This window comes from Curtobacterium sp. 'Ferrero', from assembly GCF_002412165.1.
In the GTDB taxonomy this organism is placed as follows: domain Bacteria; phylum Actinomycetota; class Actinomycetes; order Actinomycetales; family Microbacteriaceae; genus Curtobacterium.
The window spans coordinates 38000-57274 of the sequence record NZ_NXIA01000002.1; the positions used below are offsets into that span (position 1 = coordinate 38000).

Here is a 19275-nt window from a genome sequence, read left to right on the forward strand (position 1 = left end):
GGCGGGGCCCCGGCCGTCGGTACGCTGGTGCGCATGCCGCGTTCCGGTCACGCCACCCCCGTCTGGGCGTTCCGCCTCGGCATCGTCACCGCCCTCGTCGGCGTCGCCGGCGGCATCGCCGGGATCGCGGTGTGGCTCGCGCTGCAGCTCATCCAGTTCGTCGCGTTCGGGTACCCGTACGGCGGGCACCGGGAAGCGGCGGACGCCCCCTCGGCGTGGAACCGCTTCCTCGCGCTCGCCGCGGCCGGGGTGCTCACCGGCGTCGCCTGGTGGGCGCTCCGGCGGTGGGCGCGGCCGACGGTGGCGGTCACGGCGGCCGTGTCGGGGAAGCGCATGCCGACCTTCTCGACCGTCGCGAACGCCGGCGTGCAGATCCTGGCGGTCGGGCTCGGCGCCTCGATCGGCAAGGAGGTCGCGCCGCGCGAGGTCGGCGCCTGGCTCGCCCAGCGGATCACCGCCCGGGCCGGGCTGACCGCACGCGAGACCCGGATCCTCGTGGCGTGCGGCGCGGCGGCGGGCCTCGCCGCGGTCTACGACGTCCCGCTCGGCGGCGCGCTCTTCGCCGTCGAGGTGCTGCTCGGCGAACTGACCTTCGCGACCGCGCTGCCCGCCTTCGCGACGAGCGCCATCGCCGCGTTCGTCGCCCGCGCGGTGATCCCCGACGAGGTGCTCTACCACGTGCCCGCGATGCCGATGTCGCCGTCGCTGCTCGTCTGGTCGGTGGTGGTCGGCCCGGTGCTCGGGATCGCCGGCGTGGGGTTCGTCAAGGCGACGAACCGGTTGCAGCGGACGGCACCGAAGGGCTGGGTGCTCCTCGTCGTGCTCCCGGTGGCGTTCGCGCTCGTCGGGTTGGTCGCCGTGCCGTTCCCCGAGGTCCTCGGCAACGGACGGGCGCTCGGGATCGTCGCGATGAACACCTCGCTCGACGACGCCTCGGTGCTCGGGCTCGCACCGATCCTCCTCCTGCTCGTCCTGGGCCTGGCGAAGACCGCGACCACCTCCCTCACCATCGGGGCCGGCGCGGTGGGCGGGACCCTCACCCCGTCGATCGCGATCGGCTCGGCGGTCGGGGGAGCGCTCGGCGGAGCGTGGATGCTCCTCTGGCCGGCGGACGGGCCCTCGCTGGCGTCCTTCGCGTTCGTCGGGGCGGCGGCGTTCCTCGCGACCACCATGCGGGCACCGTTCACGGCGCTCGTCCTCGTGGTCGAGTTCACCCAGCAGGGCACCGACATCCTCATCCCGTCGCTGCTCGCCGTCAGCGGTTCCGTCGCGGTCGGGTACGTGCTCGCCCGACGCCGGAGCGCCCAGATGGCGTGACGCCGGTCCCCGGAGCGCCCCGACGGCGTGATGTCCGGCCGCGGAGTGCCCGGACGCCGTGACGCCCGACGCTCCGGACGCCTACCATCGGCCGCACACGGGGCAGACCGGCCCCGACCGAGTGGAGGAGCCGATCATGGCCGGGTTCGACGACATCACCAAGAAGGCGCAGGGCTTCCTGCAGGACGGCAAGGTCCAGGACGCCCTGAAGAGCGAGAAGGCGGAGGACGTCAGCGACAAGATCCTCGACGGCGTGGCCGACGCCGTGAAGAAGGCGACGGGCGGCAAGTTCGACGACAAGATCGACAGCGCCCGCGACACCGCCGACAAGCACATCGGCAACGAGTAGCGCGGGGGCCCCGCGCAGCGGCCACGGGGTCCGACTGGACGTCGGCGGGAACAACGACCACGATTGACGGGTCGTCCCGTGACCGGCGACACCAGGAGGACCGACCGTGACCACCGTGGCACCGAGCGCGCCGTTCACCGAGGACGAGGTGGCCCGCATCCGGGCGGACTTCCCGATCCTGCAGCAGGAGGTGGACGGGCAACCGCTCACGTACCTCGACTCCGGTGCGACCGCCCAGCGTCCCGTGCAGGTCCTCGACGCCGAGCGCGCGTTCCTCGAGCGCGACAACGCCGCCGTGCACCGCGGCGCGCACACACTGGCGGCACGCAGCACCGACGCGTACGAGGACGCCCGTGCGACCGTCGCCCGGTTCGTCGGTGCCGCCACCCCGGGCGAGGTCGTCTGGACGGCGAACGCCACCGACGCCCTCAACCTCGTGGCGTACGGGATCGCGAACGCGAGCCGTGGCCGGGGCGGCCAGGCCGCGGAGCGCTTCCGCCTGGGCCCGGGCGACGAGATCGTCGTGACCGAGGCCGAGCACCACGCGAACCTCGTGCCGTGGCAGGAGCTCGCCGCGCTCACCGGTGCGACGCTGCGCTGGGTGCCCGTCGCCGACGACGGCACGTGGACGGCCGCGGACGCCGCCGCCGTGATCACGGACCGGACGCGGGTCGTCGCGTTCGCGCACGTGTCGAACGTCACCGGCATGGTCGCGCCCGTCGCCGAGGTCGTCGCGGCCGCGCACGCGGTGGGTGCACTCGTCGTGCTCGACGCTTGCCAGTCCGCGCCGCACCGGCCGCTCGACGTCGCGCACCTCGATGTCGACTTCGCCGCGTTCTCCGGGCACAAGATGCTCGGCCCGAACGGCATCGGCGTGCTCTGGGGGCGTGCCGACCTGCTCGACGCCCTGCCCCCGTTCCGCACGGGCGGTTCCATGATCACGACCGTGACGATGGAGGCGAGCGAGTACATGCCCGCACCCGAGCGGTTCGAGGCAGGCACGCAACCGGTCTCCCAGGCGGTCGCGCTGGCCGAGGCCGTCCGCTACCTGCAGCGGCTCGGCACCGACCGGGTCCTGGCGCACGAGGAGCACCTCGCGCAGCGCATGCTCGACGGGCTCGCCGCCGTCCCGGGCATCGGGGTCGTGGGTCCGCCCGCCGGCGTGCCCCGCTCGGGCCTGGTGTCGTTCGACGTCGACGGCGTGCACGCCCACGACGTCGCGCAGTACCTGGACGCACAGGGCATCGCCGTGCGCTCCGGCCACCACTGCGCGCAGCCGCTGCACCGTCGGCTCGGGCTCGTCGCGACGACCCGGGCGAGCACGTACGTGTACACGACCGCCGCGGACGTCGACCGCTTCGTGCAGGCCGTCGGCGAGGTCCGGGCCTACTTCGGTGCGGCGGAGGTGACCGCGTGAACGCCCTCGACTCGCTCTACCAGCAGGTCATCCTCGACCACGCACGGGCCCGGCACGGCGACGGTCCCCTCGAGCACGCCGACGCCGAGCACTTCGAGCGCAACCCGACGTGCGGCGACGAGATCACCGTGCGCGTGCGCCTCGAGCCCGGTACCGACCGCATCGCCGCGGTGGCGTGGCAGGGCGACGGCTGTTCGATCTCGATGGCGTCGGCCTCGGTGCTCACGGACATGGCCCCCGGCCGCACCGTCCCCGAGTTCCTCCGGCTGACCGAGTCGTTCCGCGAGATGATGCGGTCGCGCGGCGCGGGCGAGCCCGACGAGGACGTCCTCGAGGACCTCGTGGCGTTCCACGGCGTCTCGAAGTTCGTGATGCGGGTCAAGTGCGGCATGCTCGCCTGGGTCGCCGCCGAGGCCGCGGTCCGCGAAGCGACCGCCTGACACGACCCGTCGCGCGACGCCCGTCGAGTGACGCCCGCCGCGCGACGCCCGCCGCGGGACGCCCAGCGCCACCGCAGCCGCGCCCTCAGCGACCCCGGCGCGACGCCGACCAGGTCTCGCGGGGCAGTTCGCCGAACTCGCTGCGGTAGCTGCTCGCGAACCGTCCGAGGTGCCCGAAGCCGACCGCGCGCGCCACGTCCCCGACGCTCTCGGCGGTGCCCGACTCCAGCTCCTCGCGGGCGAGCAGCAGCCGGATGCGCCGGAGGTACACGGTGGGGGTGACCCCGTGGTGCCGACGGAACGCGTCCTGCAGTCCGCGCACGCTGAGGCCCGCCGCGTCGGCGACGTCCTCGACCGAGATCGGCTCGCGCGCGTGCTCGAGCAGGAACCCCTCGGCGCGGGCGAAGCGGGCGGCCGCGGCGGTGGGTGGCGGACCGTCCTCGCCGACCGGCCAGTGCGGGATCGCGGTGAGGAGGCCCGCGGCGGCGAACCGGGTCAGCTCCCGTTCGCGTTCCTCGGGCACGTCGCCGGGACCGCGCAGGACCTCGGCCGCGACGGTCCGCACCATCAGCCACCAGGCGGCGAGCTCCGGTCCCTCCGGGATGTGGTGCGGCTGGAACTCGATCGGCCCGGCGCGCCAGGCACCCCGCTCGGCGGCGACGGCCTCGACGGTGGAACGGTCGATGCGGATGAGGTCGAGCTCGTACCCGCACCACCGGACCTGCTGCGGGTCGTGCCGGAACAGCGACGGCCGCCCGGTGGGCACGTCGTGGTCGTCGTCGACCGAGCCGGTGCCGGACTTCAGCCAGAACAGGACCATCGCGGTCTCGGCGACCACCTCGCCGCGGACGTCCCCCGTGCACGACGACGACCACAGCGACAGCAGGTCGGTGCCGCGTCGTCGGGCGTCGAACGAGAACGGGCCCTCACCGGGGTCGACGTCGACCCGTCGCAGGTCGGGCAGCCCGAGCAGGTGCTCGGCGGCGCGCTCGGGCTCCGCGGTACGGACGGACCACCGGGTCCGCTGAATGGTCTGGGGCACCCCTGCATCCTGCCGCGCCGAGGGCCGCCGTGTCCGGACGTCCGCTGCACGCCACCCCCGGCGCGGAGGCGACCGGTCTGCCGGTCCCCGCCGGTCTGTCTGGTTTCACCCGGCTGGAGGGGCCGCCTCGCGCCTCCCGGCCGACGCGGCGTGTCACACGACGCAACGCGCGTGGCGGACGCGGCCGACCGCCCGTAGCGTCACGACCGTGACGACCAACGGCGCCCCTCGGCAGATCCGCTTCAACGCGTTCGACATGAACTGCGTCGCGCACCAGTCCTCCGGGCTGTGGCGCCACCCCCGCGACCGCTCGCGGCACTACAACGACCTGTCCTACTGGACGGAGCTGGCCAAGACGCTCGAGTCGGGCGCCTTCGACGGCATCTTCATCGCCGACGTCCTCGGCACCTACGACGTGTACGGCGGCTCGAACGAGTCGGCGCTCCGCACCGGGTCGCAGGTCCCCGTGAACGACCCGGTCCTGCTCGTGTCGGCGATGGCCGCCGTGACCGAGCACCTCGGGTTCGGGATCACGGCCGGCACTGCCTACGAGCACCCGTACCCGTTCGCCCGACGCATGTCGACGCTCGACCACCTCACGAAGGGCCGCATCGGCTGGAACGTCGTCACCGGCTACCTGCCCAGCGCGGCGCGCAACATGGGGCAGACCGACCAGCTCTCGCACGACGACCGCTACGACGTGGCCGACGAGTACCTCGAGGTCCTCTACAAGCTGTGGGAGGGGTCGTGGGAGGACGACGCCGTCGTCGAGGACCGCGAGACCGGCGTGTTCACCGACCCGGCGAAGGTGCACCCGATCGAGCACCACGGCGAGCACTTCGACGTGCCGGGCATCCACCTGTCCGAGCCGTCCGTGCAGCGGAGCCCCGTCATCTACCAGGCGGGAGCGTCGCCGCGCGGCGTCCGCTTCGCGGCCGAGAACGCCGAGGCCGTCTTCGTCGGCGCACCGACGCTGCCGCAGCTGGCAGCGACGGTCACGAAGATCCGGGACGCCCTGGAGGCGGCTGGTCGCGACCGGTACGCGGCTCGCGTCTACTCGCTGCTCACCGTGATCACCGACGCCACCGACGAGGCCGCCCAGGCGAAGTACGAGGACTACCTGTCGTACGCGTCCGAGGAGGGCGCGCTGGTGCTCAACTCCGGGTGGATGGGCGTCGACCTGTCGCAGTGGGACCTCGACGAGCCGCTCGGCGACGTCGAGTCGAACGCGATCCAGTCCGTGGCGGCGAACATCTCCGCGGCCGAGGGCACCGACGGGTCGAAGTGGACGATCCGCGACCTCGCCCGGCACACCGCGATCGGCGGCCTCGGGCCGGTCGCGGTCGGCTCCGGTGCCACCATCGCGGACACGCTGCAGCGGATCCAGGAGCAGACCGACGTCGACGGGTTCAACCTCGCCTACGCGGTGACGCCGGGCACGTGGGAGGACGTCATCGAGTTCGTCATCCCCGAGCTCCGGGCCCGCGGCGCCTACCCCGAGGGGTACGTCGAGGGGTCGCTCCGCCACAAGCTGCACGGCCGCGGGGACCGGCTGCCGGAGGAGCACCGAGGCGCGGCCTTCCGGCTCCGTCAGGACCAGGTCGTAGGCTGACGACGTGATCGGGTCGTCCTTCGTCGTGCGCGCCGCGACGGAGGACGAACCCGCCGCGTGCACCGACCTGTGGGTGGCAGCGGTCGCCGCCCGCGACGGTCAGGCCGAGTCCGAGGCCGTCCGTCGGCGTGCCGGCGACAAGTTCTCCGTCGACCGGGTGGCCCTGGTGGTCGCCGAGGACCAGGAGGGGCTCGTCGGGTTCGTGCTGGTGACCGCCCCCGGCACCGGGGGACCGACCGACCCCGAGGACGCCGCCTACCTCTCGCTGCTGGCCGTGGCCCCGCGGGCACAGGGCCGGGGCATCGGGCGACGGCTCCTCCGGTCCGCCGTCGACGAGGCCGCTCGGGCGGGACACCGCCGCTGCGTGCTGCACGCCCTCGACGACAACGCCCCGGCACTGGGGCTGTACCGGGGAGCGGGCTTCCGCGCCGTCGGCGACCCGTTCCCGCACCCGCTCAGCGGCCGGCCGACGCGCGTCTGGCTCGCCACGGCGTGAGCGACCCGGCGAACCGCGCGACGAGCCGCCACAGCCCGACGGGCGACAGCACCGCCGCGGACAGCCCGACCAGCGAGTCGGTGCCCGCGACCGGCGACCAGTCCTGGATGCCCGTCCGGAAGACCGGCGCGGGGTCCGCGAGCGCGTCGGACGGGTCCGGCCACGGTGCCCACTTGGCCCGCGGCGCGGTCAGCAGGTACGGCTGCGGCGTCGGGTAGCTGACGAGCTCGAGGGTCGACCCCCACGGCGTGCGCGTGTAGACGAACCGGTTGCCCTCGCCGGCCTCGACTCCGGCCAGGTCGCGCGGGTCCGAGTTGCGCGCGCCGCCGGCGGCCTCGACCTTGGCGAGCGAGGCGTCCATGTCGTCGACGTACACGGCGAGGTGCTGCCAGCCGAGGTCCGACGGGGCCGCGGCGGTCCGCTGGTCCGGACCGAGGTACTCGAACAGCTCGAGCCCGGGCCCCTCCGGCATCGCGAGCATGCGGATCGCACCCTGCGCCATGGTCGTGGGGATGCCGAGGTAGCGGTGTGCCTCGGGGGTGTTGCGCGGCGCCTCCGTGCGGCACCGGACGTCGTACAACACGACGGCGTCGAACGCCGCCGCGAAGAACGCCGTGGCGGCGTCCACGTCCGGCACCGTGACGCCGATGTGGTCGATCCGGAATCCCCTGCCCATGCCCCGATCGTCACACCGTCCCGCACCCAGGTCCGAGATCACCCGGGTCCGTGCGGCCCCGTGCGGGGAAGGTGCGGTTTCCCGCACCGTCACCGACGGGGTCAGGTAAGGCTGTCCTCACCCGAAAACCCCTGATCAGGGCAGCCTCACCTTGCTGGCGCGCGGGCCGTTCGGGTGGCATCCTGGCTCGCATGTCGACCGCATCGGACCTCGTGCTCCCCGTCACCACCGATCACGACGCCACCAGCGCCGCCAAGCTCAACTGGCTGCGCGCCGGACTCCTCGGCGCGAACGACGGCATCGTGTCGGTGGCCGCTGTGCTCGTCGGCGTGGCCGGGGCGGGAGCCCCCACCGACGCCGTCGTGGCGGCGGGCACCGCGGCCCTGGTCGGCGGAGCCGTCTCGATGGCGCTCGGCGAGTACGTCTCGGTGAGCGGAGCACGGGACGCTCAGCGTACCGGGCAGGCCGCGCAGCAGGCGCAGCTCGAGGCGGATGCCGAGGACGCCGGGACCATCGCCGCTCACTACCGCGGGCTCGGGGTCGCGGCGGACGTCGCGGCGTCGGTCGCCGCGGAGCTCGTCCGTCCGGAGGTCCGCCGGGCGCGGGCGGCCGCCGCGCTGCGGGACGCCGAGGACGAGGTCGTCAGCCCGTGGCGCGCCGCCTGGGTGTCCGCGGCCACGTTCACCACGGGGGCGCTCCTGCCGTTCCTCGCCATGCTCCTCGCGCCCGGGTCGGCTCGGATCGCGGTGACCGTCGTCGCCGTGCTCGTGGCGCTCGCGGCGACCGGGGCGACCGGGGCGACCCTCGGCGGTGCCCCGCGCGGTCGGGCCACCCTGCGCGTCGTCGTCGGGGGAGCCCTCGCGCTCGCCGCGACCTACGGAGCGGGAGCGCTCCTCGGGGCGCACGTCGGCTGACCTGCCGACATCCGCGGCCGGCCGGTCACCCGGCGGGCGCGTGCTCCGACCCACCCGCCTCGGCGACGAGCACCGTGTTCCGACGCGCGATGATGTGCCGGAGGTACCGGTCCAGGACGAGCATCTCGGCGATCCGCCCGAGCGGTCCGAGGGGTGCGGCGAACTCGACCACGTCGACCATCCGCGTCCCGGCACCGGCCGCGGCGAAGCGGTGTTCGTGCCGGAAGCGGGCGAACGGTCCGCGCACCTGCTCGTCGACGAACCGGTGCGGGGCGTCCAGCACCGTGATCCGGCTGGTGAGCCGCCAGACGATGCCGAGGTGTCGCGCCCGGAACGTCACCGTCTGCCCGAGGGTGATCGTGCCGGAGGTGACGCCGCCCACCGCCCGCTCCCCGGTGTCGGCGAGGGAGCGCTCGTGGACGCCGACGTCGAGCGACAGCGCCGCGGCCCGGTCCGGTGGGCAGTCGAGGTGGGTGTCGAGCCGGAACCGGACGGTCACGCCGACGGCCAGCCGTGCGCGACCGACCGGTCGTCGTCCCGGAGCACCGCCGCGAGCACCTCGTCGTGTCGACGCCCGCGGTGGGCCACCCCGGACCGGCGGAGGCCCTCGTACGTCATGCCGACCCGCTGCGCGACCGCGGCCGATGCCCGGTTCGTGGCGAGCGCCCGCCACTGCACCCGCACCAGCCCGAGCCCGTGCGGCGGCTCCGCGAACGCCCAGTCGACCACCCGGGCGACGGCCTCGGTGACGAAGCCGCGCCCCCGGGCGTCCGGGTGGGTGGCGTACCCGACCTCGGCGCCGCCGTCGGCGATGCCGAACAGCTCGACCGTGCCGAGGAGCCGGGGGTCCTCGTGCCGGCGGATCGCGAACGCCAGCCGGGTGCCCTCCTGCCAGCCGGTCCGGCAGCGGGCCGTGAAGTCCTGCGCCTCGGCGTGCCCGTACGGCACGGGCACCGGGGTGTTCGCGACCACGTCGGGGTCGGTGGCGTAGGCGATGACGTCCTCGGTGTCGGCGTCGACGGGCACGGAGAGCACCAGCCGGTCCGTGCGGAGGGTCACCGGGTCCACGTCGCACCGTCCATGCCGCGAGCCTAGCGACCGGGCGGTACCGTCGACGGATGCACCCCTTCCCCGTGATCGACGGCCACAACGACCTCCCCTGGGAACGACGGACGACCCACGGGTCCGGGGTGGAGGGGATCGACTCCGAGCAGGACTCGCTGCACACGGACCTGCCGAAGCTGCGCGCCGGCGGGGTCGTCGGGCAGTTCTGGTCGGTGTTCGTCCCCTGCGACCAGCCCGACCCGGTGCGCGCGACGCTGCAGCAGATCGACCTCGCCCACCGGATCATCGAGCGGTACCCGGACGACCTCGCGTTCGTGCGCACGGCGGCCGAGGTCCGAGCCGCGATCGCGTCCGGGCGGATCGCGTCGCTGCTCGGCGCCGAGGGCGGGCACGCGATCGGGGACGACCTCGCCGTCCTGCGCACCTTCGCCCGGCTCGGCGTCCGGTACATGACCCTCACCCACAACGAGGACACCCCGTGGGCCGACTCCGCCACGGGGGAGCGGGCGCACGGCGGACTGACCGACCGGGGCCGGGAGGTCGTGGCCGAGATGGAGCGGATCGGCATGCTCGTCGACCTCTCCCACACGGCCCCCACGACCATGCGCGACGTGCTCGACGTCGCCACCGCACCCGTGCTGTTCAGTCACTCGTCGGCCTCGGCCGTGCACGACCACCCCAGGAACGTGCCCGACGACGTGCTCCGGCGGTTGGCGGGCAACGGCGGCGTCGTGATGACGACTTTCGTCCCCAAGTTCGTCTCGCGAGCGTACGCGGAGTGGGAGGCCGCGGGCTCGACGGGCACCGCCCCGCTCGTCACCGTCGCCGACGTCGCCGACCACGTCGAGCACGCCCGCGAGGTCGCCGGCGTGGAGCACGTCGGGATCGGCGGGGACTACGACGGCACCCCGGTCCTGCCGCCCGACCTCCGCGACGTCTCGCGGTACCCCGTGCTCGCCGCCGAGCTCGAACGCCGGGGCTGGAGTGCGGCGGACCTGCGGGCGCTCGCCGGGGGCAACGTCCTGCGGGTGCTCGAGGCGACGGACGGGGCGTTCACCCGCTGACCGGCACCGACCGGACGCGCCGCGGCGCGGTGCGGGACCCGGTGCGGTCCCCGCAGCGCGGCGACCGGCGCAGCGCGCCGTCACGAACAGGGGAACACCGGTCCCGATCGCTAGCATTGCAGCGCACACCGCGCCTCCAGTGCGGGCGGCGCGACCCGACCCGAAGGAACGGACAGATGAGCGGCACCATCCACGACAACATCTCGCAGGCGTTCGGGAACACCCCGCTCGTCCGGCTGAACCGTCTCCCGCGGGAGGGCAGCGCCGAGATCCTCGCCAAGCTCGAGTTCTACAACCCGGGTGCGAGCGTCAAGGACCGCCTCGGGGTCGCGATCATCGACGCCGCGGAGGAATCGGGCGAGCTGCAGGCCGGCGGCACGATCGTCGAGGGCTCCTCCGGCAACACCGGCATCGCGCTCGCCCTCGTCGGCGCGGCCCGCGGCTACCGGGTCGTCATCACGATGCCGGAGACCATGAGCGTCGAGCGACGTGCACTGATCCGTGCGTACGGCGCCGAGGTCGTGCTCACCCCGGGCTCCGAGGGCATGAAGGGTGCGGTGGCGAAGGCCGAGCAGATCGTCGCGGAGACCCCCGGCGCGATACTGGCGCACCAGTTCGAGACCCCGGCGAACGCGGCCATCCACCGACGGACCACGGCGGAGGAGATCCTCCGGGACACCGAGGGTCACGTCGACGTGTTCATCGCGGGCGTCGGTACCGGCGGCACCATCACGGGCGTCGGCCAGGTGCTCAAGGAGCGCGTGCCCGGCGTGCAGGTCGTCGCCGTCGAGCCCAAGGACTCGCCGCTCCTCACCGAGGGCAAGGCCGGCCCGCACAAGATCCAGGGCATCGGTGCGAACTTCGTGCCGGAGGTCCTCGACCGCAGCGTCATCGACGAGGTGTTCGACGTCGAGCTCGACGACGCGCTCCGTGTCGCCCGCGACCTCGGGACGCAGGAGGGGATCCTGTCCGGCATCTCGTCGGGCGCGATCATCCACGCCGCGATCGAGGTGGCCGCGCGCCCCGAGAACGCCGGCAAGCGCGTCGTCGCCATCGTCTGCGACACGGGCGAGCGCTACCTGTCGACGGTGCTGTTCGAGGGGCTCACTGCGTGACCGCAGGCCGACGACGCGGCTCGCAGGGACGCGGCCCGCTGCGGACCGGTGTGCCGCGGACCGGCGTGCTGGGGACCGGCGTGCTGCGGACCGTGCGCGAGGACCTCGCAGCAGCGCGCCGCGGCGACCCCGCGGCGCGGGGGGACCTGGAGAACGCGGTCGTCTACTCCGGCCTGCACGCGATCTGGACCTACCGCCTCACGCACCGGCTCTGGCTCGCGCGCGGCCTGCCCGGGTCGCGGTTCGCCGCGCGGGTGATCGCGCAGGCGGCCCGGTCCGTCACGGGCATCGAGATCCACCCGGGCGCCCGCATCGGTCGTCGCTTCTTCATCGACCACGGCATGGGTGTGGTGATCGGGGAGACGGCGGTCATCGGAGACGACGTGGTGGTGTTCCACGGCGTGACCCTGGGCGGCCGCGGCGGCGAACACGGACCGGGCGTCCGTCGGCACCCGAGGGTCGATGACCGCGTGGTGCTCGGTGCCGGGTCGTCGCTCATCGGCGCGATCACGGTCGGCGCGGACTCGGTCGTCGGCGCGAACACGGTCGTCACGAAGGACGTCCCGCCCGGCTCGGTCGTGACCGGTGTGGCCGGGACGGCACGGCCGCGTTCCGGGCACGAGGGCGTGCCGCCTCTCTGACGGGCGACCTCCGGTCGCGGATCCGGCCGGGAGGCACGGCGTGCGTCCGGCGCTTCGGCGTCGGGCCGGCGGGTCGGCGTCGGGCCGGCGGGTCGGCGTCGGGCCGGCGGGTCGGCGTCGGGCCGGCGGGGCATCGCGTCGACCGCGCGGTCAGCTCAGCTCAGCTCGCAGGCGATCCCGTCGCCGTCGGCGTCCATCTTCTTGTTCGCCGCGTAGAGCGCGTCGTCCTTCTTCACGGTGCCCTTGAGCGCCCGGTAGGTCACCTTCCCCTTGGACGTGACCCGGTTCTTCGTCACGGACTTCTTCGCGATGCCGCCCGAGTACACGCGGTGGACCGCGTCGCAGTTCTTGTAGACGGTGGGAGCGGCCTGCGCGGCCGAGGCGCCACCGACGACGGCGGTCGTGGCGAGGACGATGCCGGCGGTGGCCAGGCTGAGGGTTCGGGTGATGCGCACGGACTGAGGATACTTCGAGGATGCCGGTGTGGGACACCCCAGTCCGCGGCACGAGGTCGGGGGCGCGACGTCGGCGGTCGGGGGCATGCTGGGTCACATGGACGGCGAGACGCTGCACGAGGTGGTCGCACGGACGGCGATGGGTCTCCCCGCGGTCGAGGAGACCGCGCCCTTCGGCGAGGGCGCCCTCGTCTACAAGGTCGTCGGCAAGATGTTCGCGATGACCGCAGAGCTGCGCGGTGTCCCCATCGTCAACTGCAAGTGCGCGCCGCCGCACGGGGCGGCCCTGGTCCGCGACCACGACGAGATCACGCCGGGCTGGCACATGAACAAGCAGCACTGGATCACGCTCGCTCCGGGCGACGGCATCGACGAGACACTCGTCGAGGACCTCGTCGCCAACGCGTACGACCTCGTGGTCGCCGGACTGCCGCGGGCGAAGCGGCCGATCGACCCCGTCCGCCGGACCCTGCCGGACTGACCCGGCGCAGTACCGGTCCCGGTCAGCCCCGGGCGAGCGCCTTCGTCAGCAGCACCTGCAGCTTCGGCGGGACCGGTCGCCCCGCATCGAGCACCGTCCGTGCGCGCTCGGCGGAGAGCCCGGCGAACAGCTCGCCGATCGTGACGCCGTGGTCCGGACGGTCACGCACCTCGACGGTGTCGCCCGCCGAGACCGGGCCGGACCGCACGACCCGGAGGTAGGCGCCCGGACGGCCCTCCTCGGCGAAGCGTCGGACCCACCCGGCGATCCCCATCCGCCGCTGGAAGGTGCCGCAGGGGATCCGCGGGATGGTGACCTCGAGCACGAGCGACTCGCCGACGTGCCAGCGCTCACCGGTCACCGCGCCGGTCACGTCGACGCCGCTCGTCCTGAGGTTCTCGCCGAAGAGGCCGGGAGGGACCTCGCGGTCGAGCGCACCGGCGAAGTACGCCGCGTCCTCGTCCGCGTAGGCGTACACCGCCTGGTCCTCGCCGCCGTGGTGCTTCCGGTCGGCCTGCACGTCCGCACGGAGCCCGAGGGGGCGGACCCGCACGGGGCCGTCCACCGGGCGCTTGTCGATCGCGGTGACCCCGATCGTGCCGGAGTCGGGCAGGAGCCGCTCGACGCGGCAGACGGCGGTCACCTGGGGCACGGCACCAGCATGCCGCACCGGAGCGGTCGGCGGGGACCCCGGAGATCGGGCGTGACGAAGTGCCCCGCTGACCCGTCACACCGGTGTGGGCCGCCGCCGAGCCCGACGACGCGCCGGCCCGAGGAGGAACGATGACCACCGACACCCAGTCCCCGCGCTCCGGCCGACCGGTCCGCCCGCACCACCACGGCGGCCGCACGCACCTGCTCGCAGAGGCACGGATCCGGGCGTTGGGTGCGCGTCCGGTCGGCCCGTTCCGGGTGACGTCGGTGCACGCGGCGGGCACCACGGGGACGTGACCCGTCGCAGGACGCGTCCCCAGCAACACCCCACCCGACCTGGTAGAAGGAATCCGTGCCCCAACAGCCCCTCACCGACCTCGACGACGCCGTCCTCGCCGGCCGTTCCGCCGATGGTGACGTCCGGGCGTTCGCGGTCCTGATCCGTCGGTACACCCCGCTCCTGCGGGCCTACGCGCGACGGACCCTCGGATCCACCGACGAACTCGACGACGTCGTCCAGGAGACCTTCATCACCGCGTGGGAACGCCTCGACCGACTCGAGGACCCGGCACGGGTCAAGTCCTGGATGATGCGCATCCTGAGCCGGAAGTGCATCGACCGGATCCGTGCCCGACGGTTCCACGACGACGTGACCGAACTCGAGGTCGAGGCACCGTCCGACGATGCGCCGGAACGGGTGGCCGAGGCCCGCTCGCGCGAGGAGGCCGTCGAGACGGCGCTCGCCGAGCTCCCGGAGGCGCAACGGCGCTGCTGGGTGATGAAGGAGGTGCTCGAGTACTCCTACGACCAGATCGCCGAGGAACTCGACCTCCCGGCGTCGACCGTCCGCGGGCTGTTGTCCCGCGCCCGCAAGAACATGATCCGTCTCATGGAGGGATGGCGATGACCGACCACGAGCACGTCCGGCTCGAGTCCCTCGAACCCGACGACCTCGACGGCCACTCGATCGACGAGCTGGCCGACTACCTCGACGCGGGCATGCAGCCCGCCGACCCGAGCATCGACGACTCCCCGGCGTGCCAGAACGCGCTCGCGGCGATCGTCCGGCTCCGCCAGACGTCCCTCGGCTCGCTCGAGGCCGCCGCTGCGCAGGAGGCCCCGGCCGACGAGTCCTGGGTCAGCGGGGTCCTCGCGAACATCTCGCTGGAGGCCCGCGCCGGACGGGACGTCCCCCTGCGCCCGACGGTGCCGACGGAGCGTCCGGTGATGACCGAGGGCGCCATCCGGTCGCTCGTCCGGAGCGCGGGGGACGGCGTCGACGACGCGTTGATCGCGCGGTGCACGCTGGACGGCGACGTGACCGAGCTCGGCGCGCCGATCCGGGTGGTCGTCGAGATCGCGGTCCGCGCCGGATCGACCGTCCGCACCGTGGCGGACGCGGTCCGTGAGACGGTCGCGGCGGTCCTCGCGGCGCAGACGGACCTGGTGGTCGAGTCGGTCGACGTCGTCGTCCGCGACCTCCTGCCGCTGAGCGCCGAGACTGACACCGACACCGACACCGACACCGATGCAGCCACGACCGACGGGGAGCACGAGGCATGAGCACCACCGACGACACCCTGGCCGCCGTCGAGCAGGCCGTCCTCGCCGTGCCCGGGGTCGCCGAGCTCTACCGGGCCCGCCCGACCGTCGGCAGCGCGGTCGCTGCCGTCCGCAGCCTGGCGAGCGGTTCGGCACCCACTCGGGTCGCGCTCGAGGGTGACGTCCTGCGGGTCGTGATCGGCACCGACGGGTCGCGCCCGGCGCCCGAGACCGCGCACGCGGCGCACCTCGCCGCCTACGAGGCGGCGACCGCGCGGGGCGTCGAGCTCAGCCGGGTGGACGTCCGGGTCGCCCGCATCGGGTGACCCGTTCCTCAGCGCCGGTCGGCCACCTCGAGCACGACGACGACCGCCGCGACGAGGACGGCCGTCGCGACGAGTGACACCTCCGGGACCCACACGGACGCGGCGATCGCCAGTGCGAGCGTGACGACGGCGGTGTTCCACCCGGTGGACAGTGACGGTCGGAGCGCGAGCGCCCAGATCGCGAGCACGAACAACGCCACCGGCACGGCCGTCGTCGCCGCGACCGTCACCCGGGAGAGGTCCGCTCCACCAGCGTCGGCGCTCACCGCCACCTCGATGCCGGCGGGCAGCGCACCGGCCGCGGCGAACACGACGTAGTGGCCGTACCCGAACACGAGCGCCGTCGGGAGCGACCGGATGTGCGCGTGCTGCTCGCGGGAGAAGTAGATCCACCAGAGCCCGACGACGATGACCAGACCGGAAGCCGCCAGCACGAGCAGGGGTCCGAGGTGCTCGGCATCAGCGACGGCGTCGATGACCGCGTTCGCCGACGCGACGAGCCCCTCGCCGAGGACGATGAGGGTGAAGAGCGAGTACCGCTCCGCGATGTGGCGGGTGTGCCACGGGGTCGTCGCCGATCCGTGCTCGGCGAACGGCGGCACGAGGACCTCGAGCAGGATCAGCACGGGGACCGCCCAGCCGCGCGCCGTGCCGGGGAGGAGCAGCGCGAGCACCCAGAGCGCCTGCACGACGACGATCCCGACGGCGTAGCGGAGCGCGGTGCGGCGGTACGTGGTCGACGACGCCGCAGCCCGGAGCCACTGCGCGACGAGTGCGAGCCGCATCACGACGTACCCGGCGACCACGACGGAGGAGTCGCCGTCCACCATGAGCCCGTGCACGCCGGCGGCGAGGACGAGGACGCCGGCCATCTGCACGAAGGTGGTGACGCGGTACAGCCAGTCGTCGGTGTCGAACGACGTCGCGAACCAGGTGAAGTTGATCCACGCCCACCAGATCGCGAAGAACACGAACGCGTAGGCGACGATCGCGGAGGAGACGTGCCCCTCCGCCTCGATCGCGTGCAGGTCCGACGCGGCGAACCCCACCGCGACGACGAAGACCAGGTCGAACAGGAGCTCGAGCGGGCTCGCGGCGCGGTGCGCCTCGGCGGGGTCTCGGGGCGCCATGCGGCGCAGTGCGGAGGTGGTCACGAGGCATGCCTACCGCACGTCCGACGCGACCACGAGACGGACGGGATCAGTAGAAGTTCGACGCCTGCGAGTGCCCCCACGCCGCGCAGGGCGTGCCGTAGGCGTCTGCGATGTACTGCAGGCCCCACTTGATCTGCGTGGTGGCGTTGGTCTGCCAGTCGGAGCCCATCGTCGCCATCTTCGAGCCCGGAAGCGCCTGCGGGATGCCGGTCGCGCCGCCGTTGCTGTTGACGGCCTGGTAGTTCCAGCCGGACTCCTTGGTCCACAGGCTGTCGAGGCACTGGAACTGGCCCGAGCCCCAGCCGTACTGCGACGCCGCGAGGGAGGAGGCGGTGGCCTTCGCGCCGGCGACGGTGTTGCCGGCGGCGAGCTTCCGCGCAGCCTCGGCGGCGGCGGCCGCTGCCTTCGCGGCGGCGGCCTTCTCGGCTGCTGCCTTCGCCGCCGCTGCCGCTGCCGCGTCGGCGTCCGACTTGTCCTGCGCGGCGCTCGCCTCGGCGACCTCCGTGCTCGCGGAGACCGTCGATGCGATCCGCGTCGTGAGCGCGCCGCCGGACAGCTTCCGGAAGTCGCCGAGTGCCTCGATCCGCTGTTCGAGTGCGCGGGTGTCGACCTTGTCGTTCGCGTGGGCGAGGACGTTGTCGGCGGTCGAGATGGTGGCCTGCGCCTGCGCGCGGTCCAGGGCCGTCCCGGACAGCGCGGGGGAGCTCGTCGGGGAGGCGCTCGGGACGCCGAGGGCTTCACCGAGAGCGGGCTGGGTGCCCACTGCGACACCGCCACCCGCGATGGCGAGGACCGCGGCGCCGGAGGCGATGAGGGTGGTGCGGCGGCGGAGCGCTCGGCGCACCCGCCGGGAGCGGGAGTCGAGTGCCTCGCGCCGGGTGGTGGCGGTCGCCGGGACGGCGGTGGTGACGCTGCTGCTGGTGGACGTGGGGGAGGGGGTGGTGCGACGTGTCATCGGTTCCGGTGGTCGGCCGGCTCGTCGCGCACGGAGGCGCCGGGGCACGTCGGGGTGACGACGGGTGCGACGGACGCAGTGCGGGATCTTCGGGGATCAGGAGAGCCGGGGTGGCCCGGACGGTGGTGTGGAGCCCGTCCGCCCGCCCGGTGCGACCCGTGGGGTGGGCCGCGGAGGCGGAGCCGACACCATGACCCGGCTCACTGGACGGAGCGTCCAGGAACACTGGCAGAACCGTCCGTCCACCCCGTTGGTAACGGTTCGGTAACGGGCGGGTCAGACGTCGGAGGTGGGAGTTCCCTGAGCCGCCTCGGCACGCTGCGGCCGCTCGCCCTGCGCGACGCGTTCGAGGGCGGCGAGGGCGCCGGCGATCGCGGTGACGTCCTCGGCGGGCAGCTCGGCGATGAGCTCCGCGACGATGCCCGTGCGCTGCGACCGGGCAGCGGCGACGGCCGCGATTCCCTCCGGTGTGGCGTGCACCATGAACGCTCGACCGTCGCGCGGATCTGCCTCGCGCTCGATGAACCCGCGCTGCTCCAGCTCGGTCAGGATCCGCGTCATGGTGGGCTTCGTGACCACCTCGAGCCGGGAGAGGTCGCCGGGCCGGAGGGGGCCTTCGCGCTCGATGGTGGCGAGGGCGGAGACGATGCCGTACCCGAGTGCGGCGGAGTCGGAACGGGCCCGACGGTTGATGCGGCCGACGGCGTCGGCGAGCCGTGCTGCGACGTCGGTGCGGTCGGGCTCGCTGGTGCTCATGGGCGTCCCTCGGATCGGCGTGCGGGCGGTCGACGGAATGCTACCGGCCAGGTCTGCGTCACCGGTGCACCGCCGTTCCTGTACGGACGGACAGGCACGGCTCAGCGTTTCTCGCCGGGGAGCATGTGGATCGCCTCGGTCGCGAGCTCAGCGGCGACGTTGTCACCGGCCTCCGTCGCGGCGCGCAGGCGTCGGAAGTCCTCCGTCATCCGGTCCCAGTCGAGCAGCTCGTCGAGGTTCGGCAGGCGCAACCGGAACCCGAGCCCGTCCGCCGTGTCGCGGCAGACCCGCTGCAGGTTCTCGTTCCCGCAGACGTCGACGTACAAGCCGAAGACGTCGAGCGCGTCGTGGTTGACGGCCTTGATGTCGTGTGCCTCGAACTCCGCGATGGTCTTGTCCAGGGCGGCGAGGATGCGCTTCCGGGTCGTGGCGTTCAGGCGGGGGACCGCGAGCCGGACGACCCCGCCGAACAGGACCCCGAGCGTCTGCAGGGCCTCCACCACCTCGTCGGGGTTCGGCGTCGTGACGCGCGTGTACCGGTTCGGCGCCATCTCGATGAGGCCGGCGCGGGCGAGCTGGCTCAGGGCCTCGCGGATGGGCGTGCGGGAGACGCCGAGCCAGGCGATCAGCTCGTCGTCGTTGAGGCGCTCGCCGGGCAGGAGCGTGCCGTCCATGATCGCGTCGTGGATCTTCTGGCGGACGGTGTCGCGGAGCAGCTGGTGCTCGGTCGGGGCGCTCGTGGGGACCGGCATGACGTTCCTCCGGGTTCGGGTGGGTCTGCGGGCCGACACTCCGGGTGCGGCC

25 protein-coding genes are annotated in these 19275 nt (G+C 73.7%); 15 read left to right on the forward strand and 10 right to left on the reverse strand.

Annotated elements, in window-relative coordinates:
- Window positions 1–33 precede the first annotated feature (33 nt).
- From Csp2054_RS02175 to sufU, 4 genes are all read left to right on the forward strand, one after another.
- Window positions 34–1317, forward strand: a complete 1284-nt coding sequence (locus Csp2054_RS02175; RefSeq protein ID WP_096897993.1) for a chloride channel protein — start codon at window positions 34–36, stop codon at window positions 1315–1317.
- A 136-nt stretch (window positions 1318–1453) separates the two neighbouring features.
- Window positions 1454–1666: an antitoxin gene (locus Csp2054_RS02180; protein ID WP_096897994.1), complete on the forward strand. Its 213-nt coding sequence runs from the start codon at window positions 1454–1456 to the stop codon at window positions 1664–1666.
- Window positions 1667–1781: 115 nt separating this feature from the next.
- On the forward strand, window positions 1782–3083 hold the full coding sequence (locus Csp2054_RS02185) for a SufS family cysteine desulfurase (RefSeq protein ID WP_096897995.1): 1302 nt from the start codon (window positions 1782–1784) through the stop codon (window positions 3081–3083).
- Window positions 3080–3523 (forward strand): Fe-S cluster assembly sulfur transfer protein SufU, encoded by a 444-nt coding sequence (sufU, locus tag Csp2054_RS02190; RefSeq protein WP_096897683.1) that lies wholly within the window; start codon window positions 3080–3082, stop codon window positions 3521–3523. Before Csp2054_RS02185 ends, sufU begins: the two co-directional genes overlap by 4 nt.
- Window positions 3524–3608: 85 nt before the next feature.
- Here the strand turns inward: sufU and Csp2054_RS02195 are convergent, their stop codons facing one another.
- Complete coding sequence (locus Csp2054_RS02195; RefSeq protein ID WP_096897684.1) at window positions 3609–4565, reverse strand: helix-turn-helix transcriptional regulator; 957 nt, start codon at window positions 4563–4565, stop codon at window positions 3609–3611.
- 208 nt (window positions 4566–4773) lie between these two features.
- Here Csp2054_RS02195 and Csp2054_RS02200 point away from each other — a divergent pair, with 208 nt between their 5' ends.
- Both Csp2054_RS02200 and Csp2054_RS02205 read left to right on the forward strand, forming a co-directional pair.
- Window positions 4774–6177 (forward strand): LLM class flavin-dependent oxidoreductase, encoded by a 1404-nt coding sequence (locus Csp2054_RS02200; RefSeq protein WP_217990856.1) that lies wholly within the window; start codon window positions 4774–4776, stop codon window positions 6175–6177.
- 4 nt (window positions 6178–6181) lie between these two features.
- Window positions 6182–6673, forward strand: coding sequence for a GNAT family N-acetyltransferase (locus tag Csp2054_RS02205; protein ID WP_217990857.1), 492 nt, complete (start codon window positions 6182–6184; stop codon window positions 6671–6673).
- On the opposite strand, the gene Csp2054_RS02210 is transcribed toward Csp2054_RS02205, so the two are convergent.
- Window positions 6633–7349 carry a VOC family protein gene (locus Csp2054_RS02210; protein WP_255252577.1) on the reverse strand — a complete coding sequence of 239 codons (717 nt, stop codon included), beginning with the start codon at window positions 7347–7349 and terminating at the stop codon, window positions 6633–6635. The two genes, Csp2054_RS02205 and Csp2054_RS02210, sit on opposite strands and share 41 nt — an antisense overlap.
- Window positions 7350–7540: 191 nt before the next feature.
- On the opposite strand from Csp2054_RS02210, the gene Csp2054_RS02215 reads away from it, so the two are divergent.
- Entirely contained in the window at window positions 7541–8263 is a 723-nt protein-coding gene (locus tag Csp2054_RS02215; protein WP_096897685.1) for a VIT1/CCC1 transporter family protein, read from the forward strand.
- A 25-nt stretch (window positions 8264–8288) separates the two neighbouring features.
- Here the strand turns inward: Csp2054_RS02215 and Csp2054_RS02220 are convergent, their stop codons facing one another.
- Together Csp2054_RS02220 and Csp2054_RS02225 are read right to left on the reverse strand one after the other, a co-directional pair.
- Window positions 8289–8762 (reverse strand): SRPBCC family protein, encoded by a 474-nt coding sequence (locus Csp2054_RS02220; protein WP_096897686.1) that lies wholly within the window; start codon window positions 8760–8762, stop codon window positions 8289–8291.
- Window positions 8759–9322 (reverse strand): GNAT family N-acetyltransferase, encoded by a 564-nt coding sequence (locus Csp2054_RS02225; protein ID WP_176491510.1) that lies wholly within the window; start codon window positions 9320–9322, stop codon window positions 8759–8761. The genes Csp2054_RS02220 and Csp2054_RS02225 overlap by 4 nt, the downstream gene beginning before the upstream one ends.
- Before the next feature lie 59 nt (window positions 9323–9381).
- Between Csp2054_RS02225 and Csp2054_RS02230 the strand changes: the two genes are divergently transcribed.
- From Csp2054_RS02230 to epsC, 3 genes are all read left to right on the forward strand, one after another.
- On the forward strand, window positions 9382–10392 hold the full coding sequence (locus Csp2054_RS02230; RefSeq protein ID WP_096897688.1) for a dipeptidase: 1011 nt from the start codon (window positions 9382–9384) through the stop codon (window positions 10390–10392).
- A 176-nt stretch (window positions 10393–10568) separates the two neighbouring features.
- Window positions 10569–11507 (forward strand): cysteine synthase A, encoded by a 939-nt coding sequence (cysK, locus tag Csp2054_RS02235; protein WP_096897689.1) that lies wholly within the window; start codon window positions 10569–10571, stop codon window positions 11505–11507.
- A gap of 80 nt (window positions 11508–11587) precedes the next feature.
- Entirely contained in the window at window positions 11588–12148 is a 561-nt protein-coding gene (epsC, locus tag Csp2054_RS02240) for a serine O-acetyltransferase EpsC (RefSeq protein WP_096897998.1), read from the forward strand.
- A gap of 155 nt (window positions 12149–12303) precedes the next feature.
- Here the strand turns inward: epsC and Csp2054_RS02245 are convergent, their stop codons facing one another.
- Window positions 12304–12603 (reverse strand): excalibur calcium-binding domain-containing protein, encoded by a 300-nt coding sequence (locus Csp2054_RS02245; RefSeq protein WP_217990858.1) that lies wholly within the window; start codon window positions 12601–12603, stop codon window positions 12304–12306.
- Between the two features lie 97 nt (window positions 12604–12700).
- Here Csp2054_RS02245 and Csp2054_RS02250 point away from each other — a divergent pair, with 97 nt between their 5' ends.
- On the forward strand, window positions 12701–13084 hold the full coding sequence (locus tag Csp2054_RS02250) for an MmcQ/YjbR family DNA-binding protein (RefSeq protein ID WP_096897691.1): 384 nt from the start codon (window positions 12701–12703) through the stop codon (window positions 13082–13084).
- 22 nt (window positions 13085–13106) lie between these two features.
- Here the strand turns inward: Csp2054_RS02250 and Csp2054_RS02255 are convergent, their stop codons facing one another.
- On the reverse strand, window positions 13107–13736 hold the full coding sequence (locus Csp2054_RS02255; RefSeq protein WP_096897692.1) for an MOSC domain-containing protein: 630 nt from the start codon (window positions 13734–13736) through the stop codon (window positions 13107–13109).
- A gap of 131 nt (window positions 13737–13867) precedes the next feature.
- Here Csp2054_RS02255 and Csp2054_RS17950 point away from each other — a divergent pair, with 131 nt between their 5' ends.
- From Csp2054_RS17950 to Csp2054_RS02275, 4 genes are read left to right on the forward strand one after another with little or no spacing between them, the layout of a single operon-like run.
- The gene (locus Csp2054_RS17950; protein ID WP_176491511.1) at window positions 13868–14035 is read left to right on the forward strand and encodes a hypothetical protein; all 168 of its coding nucleotides are present in this window, start codon (window positions 13868–13870) and stop codon (window positions 14033–14035) included.
- A gap of 55 nt (window positions 14036–14090) precedes the next feature.
- Window positions 14091–14645 (forward strand): RNA polymerase sigma factor, encoded by a 555-nt coding sequence (locus Csp2054_RS02265; RefSeq protein ID WP_096897694.1) that lies wholly within the window; start codon window positions 14091–14093, stop codon window positions 14643–14645.
- Window positions 14636–15301, forward strand: coding sequence for a hypothetical protein (locus Csp2054_RS02270; protein ID WP_096897695.1), 666 nt, complete (start codon window positions 14636–14638; stop codon window positions 15299–15301). The genes Csp2054_RS02265 and Csp2054_RS02270 overlap by 10 nt, the downstream gene beginning before the upstream one ends.
- Window positions 15298–15606, forward strand: a complete 309-nt coding sequence (locus tag Csp2054_RS02275; RefSeq protein ID WP_096897696.1) for a hypothetical protein — start codon at window positions 15298–15300, stop codon at window positions 15604–15606. The genes Csp2054_RS02270 and Csp2054_RS02275 overlap by 4 nt, the downstream gene beginning before the upstream one ends.
- Window positions 15607–15614: 8 nt before the next feature.
- On the opposite strand, the gene Csp2054_RS02280 is transcribed toward Csp2054_RS02275, so the two are convergent.
- The 4 genes from Csp2054_RS02280 to Csp2054_RS02295 all read right to left on the reverse strand — a co-directional run bounded on the left by Csp2054_RS02280 (window position 15615) and on the right by Csp2054_RS02295 (window position 19223).
- Window positions 15615–16736 (reverse strand): low temperature requirement protein A, encoded by a 1122-nt coding sequence (locus tag Csp2054_RS02280; RefSeq protein ID WP_096897999.1) that lies wholly within the window; start codon window positions 16734–16736, stop codon window positions 15615–15617.
- A 70-nt stretch (window positions 16737–16806) separates the two neighbouring features.
- Window positions 16807–17715, reverse strand: a complete 909-nt coding sequence (locus Csp2054_RS02285) for a phospholipase (protein ID WP_255252579.1) — start codon at window positions 17713–17715, stop codon at window positions 16807–16809.
- 276 nt (window positions 17716–17991) lie between these two features.
- Window positions 17992–18471, reverse strand: coding sequence for a MarR family winged helix-turn-helix transcriptional regulator (locus Csp2054_RS02290; protein WP_096897697.1), 480 nt, complete (start codon window positions 18469–18471; stop codon window positions 17992–17994).
- Between the two features lie 101 nt (window positions 18472–18572).
- Window positions 18573–19223: a GntR family transcriptional regulator gene (locus tag Csp2054_RS02295; RefSeq protein ID WP_096897698.1), complete on the reverse strand. Its 651-nt coding sequence runs from the start codon at window positions 19221–19223 to the stop codon at window positions 18573–18575.
- Between the last annotated feature and the right edge of the window lie 52 nt (window positions 19224–19275).

Coding starts and splice junctions, on each gene's coding strand:
- Csp2054_RS02270 (WP_096897695.1), top strand. CDS start 14,636: ATGGCGATGACCGACCACGAGCACGTCCGGCTCGAGTCCCTCGAACCC.
- cysK (WP_096897689.1), top strand. CDS start 10,569: ATGAGCGGCACCATCCACGACAACATCTCGCAGGCGTTCGGGAACACC.
- Csp2054_RS02280 (WP_096897999.1), bottom strand. CDS start 16,736: ATGGCGCCCCGAGACCCCGCCGAGGCGCACCGCGCCGCGAGCCCGCTC.
- Csp2054_RS02275 (WP_096897696.1), top strand. CDS start 15,298: ATGAGCACCACCGACGACACCCTGGCCGCCGTCGAGCAGGCCGTCCTC.
- Csp2054_RS02285 (WP_255252579.1), bottom strand. CDS start 17,715: ATGACACGTCGCACCACCCCCTCCCCCACGTCCACCAGCAGCAGCGTC.
- Csp2054_RS02295 (WP_096897698.1), bottom strand. CDS start 19,223: ATGCCGGTCCCCACGAGCGCCCCGACCGAGCACCAGCTGCTCCGCGAC.
- Csp2054_RS02175 (WP_096897993.1), top strand. CDS start 34: ATGCCGCGTTCCGGTCACGCCACCCCCGTCTGGGCGTTCCGCCTCGGC.
- Csp2054_RS02215 (WP_096897685.1), top strand. CDS start 7,541: ATGTCGACCGCATCGGACCTCGTGCTCCCCGTCACCACCGATCACGAC.
- Csp2054_RS02250 (WP_096897691.1), top strand. CDS start 12,701: ATGGACGGCGAGACGCTGCACGAGGTGGTCGCACGGACGGCGATGGGT.
- Csp2054_RS17950 (WP_176491511.1), top strand. CDS start 13,868: ATGACCACCGACACCCAGTCCCCGCGCTCCGGCCGACCGGTCCGCCCG.
- Csp2054_RS02230 (WP_096897688.1), top strand. CDS start 9,382: ATGCACCCCTTCCCCGTGATCGACGGCCACAACGACCTCCCCTGGGAA.
- Csp2054_RS02180 (WP_096897994.1), top strand. CDS start 1,454: ATGGCCGGGTTCGACGACATCACCAAGAAGGCGCAGGGCTTCCTGCAG.
- Csp2054_RS02210 (WP_255252577.1), bottom strand. CDS start 7,349: ATGGGCAGGGGATTCCGGATCGACCACATCGGCGTCACGGTGCCGGAC.
- Csp2054_RS02290 (WP_096897697.1), bottom strand. CDS start 18,471: ATGAGCACCAGCGAGCCCGACCGCACCGACGTCGCAGCACGGCTCGCC.